Here is a 6559-nt window from a genome sequence, read left to right on the forward strand (position 1 = left end):
TGCCGACGTCGGCTCGTCGAACAGCATCACCTTCGGATCCATGGCCAGGGCGCGGGCGATGGCCACGCGCTGCTGCTGGCCGCCCGAGAGCTGGGCGGGGTACTTGTCGGCCTGGGCCCCGACGCCGACCCTGTCGAGGAGGGCGCGTGCCTTCTCCTCGGCCTTGCGGCGGTCCGTCCTGCGGACCTTTATCTGACCGAGCGTCACGTTTTCGAGCACGGTCTTGTGCGCGAAGAGGTTGAAGGACTGGAAGACCATGCCGACGTCGGCACGCAGTCTGGCCAGCTCCTTGCCCTCCTGGGGCAGTGGTCTGCCGTCGATGGTGATCGATCCGGAATCCGTGGTTTCCAGACGGTTGACGGTCCGGCACAGCGTCGACTTGCCGGAACCCGACGGGCCGATCACGACGACGACCTCGCCGCGTGCGATCGTCAGATCGATGTCCTGGAGGACATGCAGGGCGCCGAAGTGCTTGTTGACGCTTTTCAGGACGACCAGTGGCTCTGCGGCGGCAGTGGCCTCGTCGGTCACCGATACTTCGCTCATCGGCGTTCCTCGCTCCATCCTCCTCGATTGGGAGGACCCTAATGAGCGGCATCGACCAGCGTCATTACATCTGAGCTGAAATTGAGCATAACGATCCGGCCGCAAAGGGACACTCTGCGTGAAGGGGGCGCGCGGCGTGCACGCCGGTCGCGCGGGCGTACCGGCTGGATAACGGAAGCTCCTTCACTCCCGGAACCCCCTTGACGGACCGGGCGTCCATCCGCGTGGATGCGGGGGTGCCCACGCTGCGGTCACAGGGAGGGGGCCGGATGAGACTGCTGCTGGTGGAGGACGACGACCACGTCGCCGCGGCCCTGGCGGCGGTGCTGTCCCGGCACGGCTTCGACGTCACCCACGCCCGGAGCGGCGAGGAGGCGCTGCGCGCCCTGCTGCCCGACACGGGCATGCCCTTCGCCGTCGTCCTGCTCGACCTCGGCCTGCCCGACCAGGACGGCTTCGAGGTCTGCGGCAAGATCCGCAAACGCACCGGCATACCCGTCATCATGGTCACCGCCCGCGCCGACACCCGCTCCAAGATCCACGGTCTCAACCTCGGTGCCGACGACTACGTGGTCAAGCCCTACGACACCGGCGAGCTCCTCGCCCGCATCCATGCGGTCGCCCGCCGCAAGCCGCCCGCCGGCAAGAGCCCGGAGGAGGCGCAGGGGCCCTCCGCACCGCGCTCGCTGCGGCTGGGCAGCCTCACCATCGAACTCCCCAACCGCGAGGTCTCCGTGGCCGGTACGGCCGTCCCGCTCACCCGTAAGGAGTTCGACCTGCTGGCCCTGCTCGCCCAGCGTCCCGGCGTCGTCTTCCGCCGCGAACAGATCATCAGCGAGGTGTGGCAGACCAGTTGGGAGGGGACCGGCCGCACCCTGGAGGTGCACATCGCCTCCCTGCGCGCCAAACTGCGCATGCCCGCGCTGATCGAGACGGTCCGCGGGGTCGGCTACAAAATCGTCGTCCCGGCCCGGTGAGGGCCGGCCGGACCTGTGCGCACACGACTCCTTCCGCTCCTCATCGTCCTGCTCGCGGGCGTCCTGCTGGCCCTCGGGTTCCCCCTCGCCGCCAGCATCGCCGCGGCCGAGCAGCAGCGCGTGGTCGTCGACCGCATCGACGACACCGCCCGCTTCGCGGCCCTCGCCCAGTTCGTCACCACCCGGCCGTCCGACCAGGCGGCCGAGACGGACGAACGGTTCAACACCCTGCGCTCCGAGCTCCTGCGCTACGAGGAGCTGTACGACATCAGGGTCGGCATCTTCTACCGCGACGGAGCGGCCATGGCGGTCGCCCCCAGGCGCTGGGAGGTGCCGTCCACCGGTGAGGGCCAGCGGGCCTTCCAGGAGGCCCTGGCGGGGCGCCGCAGCCACGACCCCGGGCAGGTCTGGCCGCTGCAGCACAGCCGGCTCGCCGTCGCCTCCCCCGTCATCCGCGACGGCGACGTCGTCGCGGTTGTCGTCACCGATTCCCCCACGGGGCAGCTGCGCTCGCGGATCCTGCACTCCTGGACGCTGCTCGTGGCGGGCGAGACCGCCGCGATGCTCGTCGCCGTCGCCGCCGCGTTCCGTCTCACGGGGTGGGTGCTGAAGCCCGTACGGACCCTGGACGCCGCGACGCACGGCATCGCCACGGGCGCGCTGAACTCCCGCGTCGCGGCCGACAGCGGGCCGCCCGAGCTGCGCCGCCTGGCGCGCTCCTTCAACGAGATGGCCGACAACGTCGAGACCGTCCTGGACCAGCAGCGCGCCTTCGTCGCAGACGCCTCGCACCAGCTGCGCAACCCGCTCGCCGCCCTCCTGCTGCGCATCGACCTGCTCGCCCTGGACCTCCCGGCCGGCCACACGGAGGTCGCCTCCGTGCGGGCCGAAGGCAAGCGCCTCGCGCGCGTGCTCGACGACCTCCTGGGCCTCGCCCTCGCCGAGCACGCCGCCGCCGACCTCCAGCTGACCGACATAGCGGAGATCGTCACCGACCGGGTGGGAGCCTGGTCACCGGTCGCCGACCGCGAGCAGGTGACGCTCACCTACAGCGGTCCGGCCGCGGTGACGGGCTGGGCCGATCCGGTCGCCCTCTCCAGCGCCCTCGACGCCGTGGTGGACAACGCGCTCAAGTTCACACCCGGCGGCTCCCCGGTCCACGTCAGCGTCGAGGTCGAGGGCGACTGCGTCGGCATCACGGTCGCCGACGGGGGCCCCGGCCTCACGGACGAGGAGCTCACCCGCATCGGCGACCGCTTCTGGCGCAGCAGCCGCCACCAGAACGTCTCCGGCTCGGGCCTGGGGCTGTCCATCTCCCGGGCCCTCCTCGCGGCGGGCGGCGCCACGCTCACGTACGCCCCCAACGAGCCGCACGGACTGCGCGCGGTGATCAAGGTGCCGCGGCAGCGCGCGGGCGTGAACGGCACCCCTCAGGGCTTGACCGACAGGTAGTAGCGGCGTGCCCCCGCGTGCAGCTGCAGGGGGTCGGTGAAGATCGCCGTACGGAGATCCACCTTCTGCGCCGCGTGCACCTTCTGCCCTATGCGGTCCCTGCTGTTCATCACGGAGCGGGTGACGCTCTCCGCCAGCTCCGGATCCGCGTGGTCCATGGTGACGAGGAGGTTCGCGACCGCCAGCGTCTTCACCGCCTGCGTCGCCCGCAGCTCCGGATAGGCGTCCACGGGCATCACCGCGGCCCGGTAGTAGTGCGTCTGCGGCCCCTGCGCGTGCAGCGGCGCGATCAGGTCGCTCAGCTGCACCAGGCGGATGGACAGCCGCAGGCCGAGCGTCTGGACGGCGTTCGTGGGCAGCCCGCCGGACCAGAAGAACGCATCCAGCTCCCCGCGCTCCAGCAGCCCCGGCATCCTGTCGATGCCCACCCGCACCGGAGTGATGTCCTTGTCGAAGTCGAGCCCCGCCGCCTTCAGCAGCCGCCGCGTGATCAGCTGCACCCCGGAGTCGTCCGTCCCCACGCCCACCCGCAGGCCCCGCAGGTCGCGCGCGGACTGCACCCGGGAGGACTTCTCCACCACCAGCTGGATGTAGTCGTCGTACAGCCGGGCACAGGCGCGCAGCCCCGCCGCGCCCGGCTTCCCCTCGTCCCGGTAGGTGGCGACCGAGTCCGCGGTGGCCAGGGTGAAGTCCGCCTCACCGGAGGTGAGCTGCCGCAGGTTGTCGATCGACCCCTGGCTGCGCCGCAGGCGCACGTCCAGAGACGGCATGTCGCGCCCCAGGTCCTCCTTGAGGAGGTCCCCGTACTTGGCGTACACGCCCGTCGGCACCCCGGTGGCGAACGACATCCGGCCGGCCGGGGACGCGTCCCCGTGCAGGGACACCAGCCACCACACCAGCACGGCGAGCACGGCGGCGCCCGCCGCGGCCGCACGGAGGACGCGGCGCCTGCCAGGGCGCGGGGAACGGGGAAGCATGGGCGGATCCTGCCAGGCCCGGCCGGGCTTCGGCAGGGGTTACGGCGGAACGGGGCCGGAGGCGGGCAAAGGAGGAGGCGGGCTGTCCGGGCGACCACGTACCCTGGTCGATTGAGATGAGTGCGAAGACATACGAGGTGCGCACCTACGGGTGCCAGATGAACGTCCATGACTCCGAGCGGCTGTCGGGCCTGCTGGAGGACGCGGGCTATGTCCGTGCGCCCGAGGGCACCGCGGAGGGCGACGCCGACGTCGTCGTCTTCAACACCTGCGCGGTGCGGGAGAACGCCGACAACAAGCTCTACGGCAACCTCGGCCGGCTGGCCCCCATGAAGACCAGGCGTCCCGGGATGCAGATCGCCGTAGGCGGCTGCCTCGCCCAGAAGGACCGCGACACGATCGTCAAGCGGGCCCCCTGGGTCGACGTCGTCTTCGGCACGCACAACATCGGCAAGCTGCCCGTGCTGCTCGAGCGCGCCCGCATCCAGGAAGAGGCGCAGGTCGAGATCGCCGAGTCCCTGGAGGCGTTCCCCTCGACGCTGCCGACGCGCCGCGAGAGCGCCTACGCGGCCTGGGTGTCCATCTCCGTCGGGTGCAACAACACCTGCACGTTCTGCATCGTCCCGGCCCTGCGCGGCAAGGAGAAGGACCGCCGCACGGGCGACATCCTCGCCGAGATCGAGGCGCTCGTCGCCGAGGGCGTCAGCGAGATCACCCTCCTCGGCCAGAACGTCAACGCCTACGGCTCCGACATCGGCGACCGCGAGGCGTTCTCCAAGCTGCTGCGCGCCTGCGGCAGGATCGAGGGCCTGGAGCGGGTCCGCTTCACCTCCCCGCACCCGCGCGACTTCACCGACGACGTGATCGCCGCCATGGCCGAGACGCCGAACGTGATGCATCAGCTGCACATGCCGCTGCAGTCCGGCTCGGACACCGTCCTGAAGGCGATGCGCCGCTCGTACCGCCAGGAGCGCTTCCTGGGCATCATCGAGAAGGTGCGCGCCGCCATGCCGGACGCCGCCATCTCCACCGACATCATCGTGGGCTTCCCCGGCGAGACCGAGGAGGACTTCGAGCAGACCATGCACGTGGTGCGCGAGGCCCGCTTCGCCAACGCCTTCACGTTCCAGTACTCCAAGCGCCCCGGCACCCCCGCGGCCACCATGGAGGGCCAGATCCCCAAGGAGGTCGTGCAGGCGCGCTACGAGCGTCTCGTCGCCCTCCAGGAGGAGATCTCCTGGGACGAGAACAAGAAGCAGGTCGGCCGCACCCTGGAGGTCATGGTCGCCGAGGGCGAGGGCCGCAAGGACGATGCCACGCACCGCCTCTCCGGCCGCGCGCCCGACAACCGCCTCGTGCACTTCACCAAGCCCGACGAGCCGGTCCGCCCGGGCGACGTGGTGACCGTCGAGATCACCTACGCCGCCCCGCACCACCTGCTCGCCGAGGGCCCCGCCAAGGGCGTGCGCCGCACGCGCGCGGGCGACGCGTGGGAGAAGCGCACCGCCGCTGCCGCCGCCAAGCCGGCCGGCGTGATGCTGGGCATCCCGGCCATCGGCGCCCCCGCGTCGAGCCCCGCCCCCGCCGCCGCGGGCTGCGGCGGCTGCGGCGACTGACGCACCGTCCGCGGCCCGGGAGCGCCCCGGGCCGCGACTGCGCGCGGCGCCCGGCGGGCGTATCGTTCCCGCCATGCTCGTCGCCGCCGCCGTATGCCCCTGTCCGCCGCTGCTCGTCCCGGAGGTCGCCGCCGGGGCCGCACCCGAGCTGGACGCCCTGAGGGCCGCCTGCCTCGACGCGCTGGGCGTGCTGGCCGCCGCGCGGCCCGATCGGCTCGTCGTCCTCGGACCCGCCCCGCAGCCGGGCCGCGGACCGCACCCGCAGGGCGCCGGGGGATCGTTCCGCGGACTCGGTGCGGACGTCGACGTACGCCTGGGGCAGGGTCCGCAGGCGGGGGAGCGGCCGCTGCCGCAGTCCCTGGCGGTGGCCGCCTGGCTGCTGGAGCGCACGCGCTGGGCCGACGCGCCCGTCGAGGGCCTGGGCGTCGCCGAGACGCTGGAGGCGGAGCAGTGCCTGGCCCAGGGCCGTGAGCTGGCCGACGGGGACGGGCGGACCGCTCTGCTGGTGATGGGCGACGGCAGCGCCTGCCGGACGCTCAAGGCGCCGGGCTACCTCGACGAGCGGGCGGCGGACTTCGACGCGCAGGCTGCGCGCGCACTGGGCGCCGCGGACACCGCTGCGCTCGCCGCGCTCGACGGCGGGCTCGCCCGGGAACTCAAGGCCGCAGGACGCGCCGCGTGGCAGGTCCTCGCGGGGGCCGGCGAGGGCGCCGGACTCAAGGGACAGCTGCTGTACGACGAGGCGCCCTACGGCGTGGGGTACTTCGTGGCCGCCTGGTCGTAGCCCCCGGGCCGCGGCGGGCCGCCTCCGAACCCCTCCGGCAGCCTCCTGGCGGCCCTTGCGGCCGCTCGGGCTCCCCGGGGACCTCCTGCACCCGAACGGCCGCGAGAGGCCCGTACGGGCCCTCTACGGGCCCGGTGGACGGTCTTCAGTGACCGCGGCGTCGGATGGTCGGGGCCAGGGGCCTCCGCGCACCCGGAAACGCAGCGA

General features: G+C 72.5%; 6 protein-coding genes. 4 read left to right on the top strand and 2 right to left on the bottom strand.

The annotated features are described in order from the left end of the window. A partial coding sequence (locus NQU55_RS35940; protein ID WP_256791858.1) for an amino acid ABC transporter ATP-binding protein occupies positions 1–546 on the bottom strand: 546 nt, incomplete at its 3' end. A gap of 269 nt (positions 547–815) precedes the next feature. On the opposite strand from NQU55_RS35940, the gene NQU55_RS35945 reads away from it, so the two are divergent. Both NQU55_RS35945 and NQU55_RS35950 read left to right on the top strand, forming a co-directional pair. Then, on the top strand, positions 816–1523 hold the full coding sequence (locus tag NQU55_RS35945) for a response regulator transcription factor (RefSeq protein ID WP_168096665.1): 708 nt from the start codon (positions 816–818) through the stop codon (positions 1521–1523). A gap of 15 nt (positions 1524–1538) precedes the next feature. Continuing rightward, the gene (locus NQU55_RS35950) at positions 1539–2975 is read left to right on the top strand and encodes a sensor histidine kinase (RefSeq protein WP_256791859.1); all 1437 of its coding nucleotides are present in this window, start codon (positions 1539–1541) and stop codon (positions 2973–2975) included. On the opposite strand, the gene NQU55_RS35955 is transcribed toward NQU55_RS35950, so the two are convergent. Further along, the gene (locus tag NQU55_RS35955) at positions 2954–3952 is read right to left on the bottom strand and encodes a TAXI family TRAP transporter solute-binding subunit (protein ID WP_168095552.1); all 999 of its coding nucleotides are present in this window, start codon (positions 3950–3952) and stop codon (positions 2954–2956) included. The genes NQU55_RS35950 and NQU55_RS35955 overlap by 22 nt on opposite strands. A gap of 116 nt (positions 3953–4068) precedes the next feature. On the opposite strand from NQU55_RS35955, the gene miaB reads away from it, so the two are divergent. Both miaB and NQU55_RS35965 read left to right on the top strand, forming a co-directional pair. Further along, positions 4069–5568, top strand: coding sequence for a tRNA (N6-isopentenyl adenosine(37)-C2)-methylthiotransferase MiaB (gene miaB / locus NQU55_RS35960; RefSeq protein WP_168095553.1), 1500 nt, complete (start codon positions 4069–4071; stop codon positions 5566–5568). A gap of 73 nt (positions 5569–5641) precedes the next feature. Further along, positions 5642–6352, top strand: coding sequence for a class III extradiol dioxygenase subunit B-like domain-containing protein (locus NQU55_RS35965; protein ID WP_168095554.1), 711 nt, complete (start codon positions 5642–5644; stop codon positions 6350–6352). The last annotated feature ends 207 nt before the right edge of the window (positions 6353–6559 follow it).

Origin of the sequence: Streptomyces telluris (assembly GCF_024519335.1) — a bacterium.
Taxonomy (GTDB): domain Bacteria; phylum Actinomycetota; class Actinomycetes; order Streptomycetales; family Streptomycetaceae; genus Streptomyces; species Streptomyces telluris.

Excerpts from the sequence above, each read along its gene's own strand:
- miaB (WP_168095553.1), top strand. The coding sequence starts at position 4,069 with ATGAGTGCGAAGACATACGAGGTGCGCACCTACGGGTGCCAGATGAAC.
- NQU55_RS35965 (WP_168095554.1), top strand. The coding sequence starts at position 5,642 with ATGCTCGTCGCCGCCGCCGTATGCCCCTGTCCGCCGCTGCTCGTCCCG.
- NQU55_RS35945 (WP_168096665.1), top strand. The coding sequence starts at position 816 with ATGAGACTGCTGCTGGTGGAGGACGACGACCACGTCGCCGCGGCCCTG.
- NQU55_RS35955 (WP_168095552.1), bottom strand. The coding sequence starts at position 3,952 with ATGCTTCCCCGTTCCCCGCGCCCTGGCAGGCGCCGCGTCCTCCGTGCG.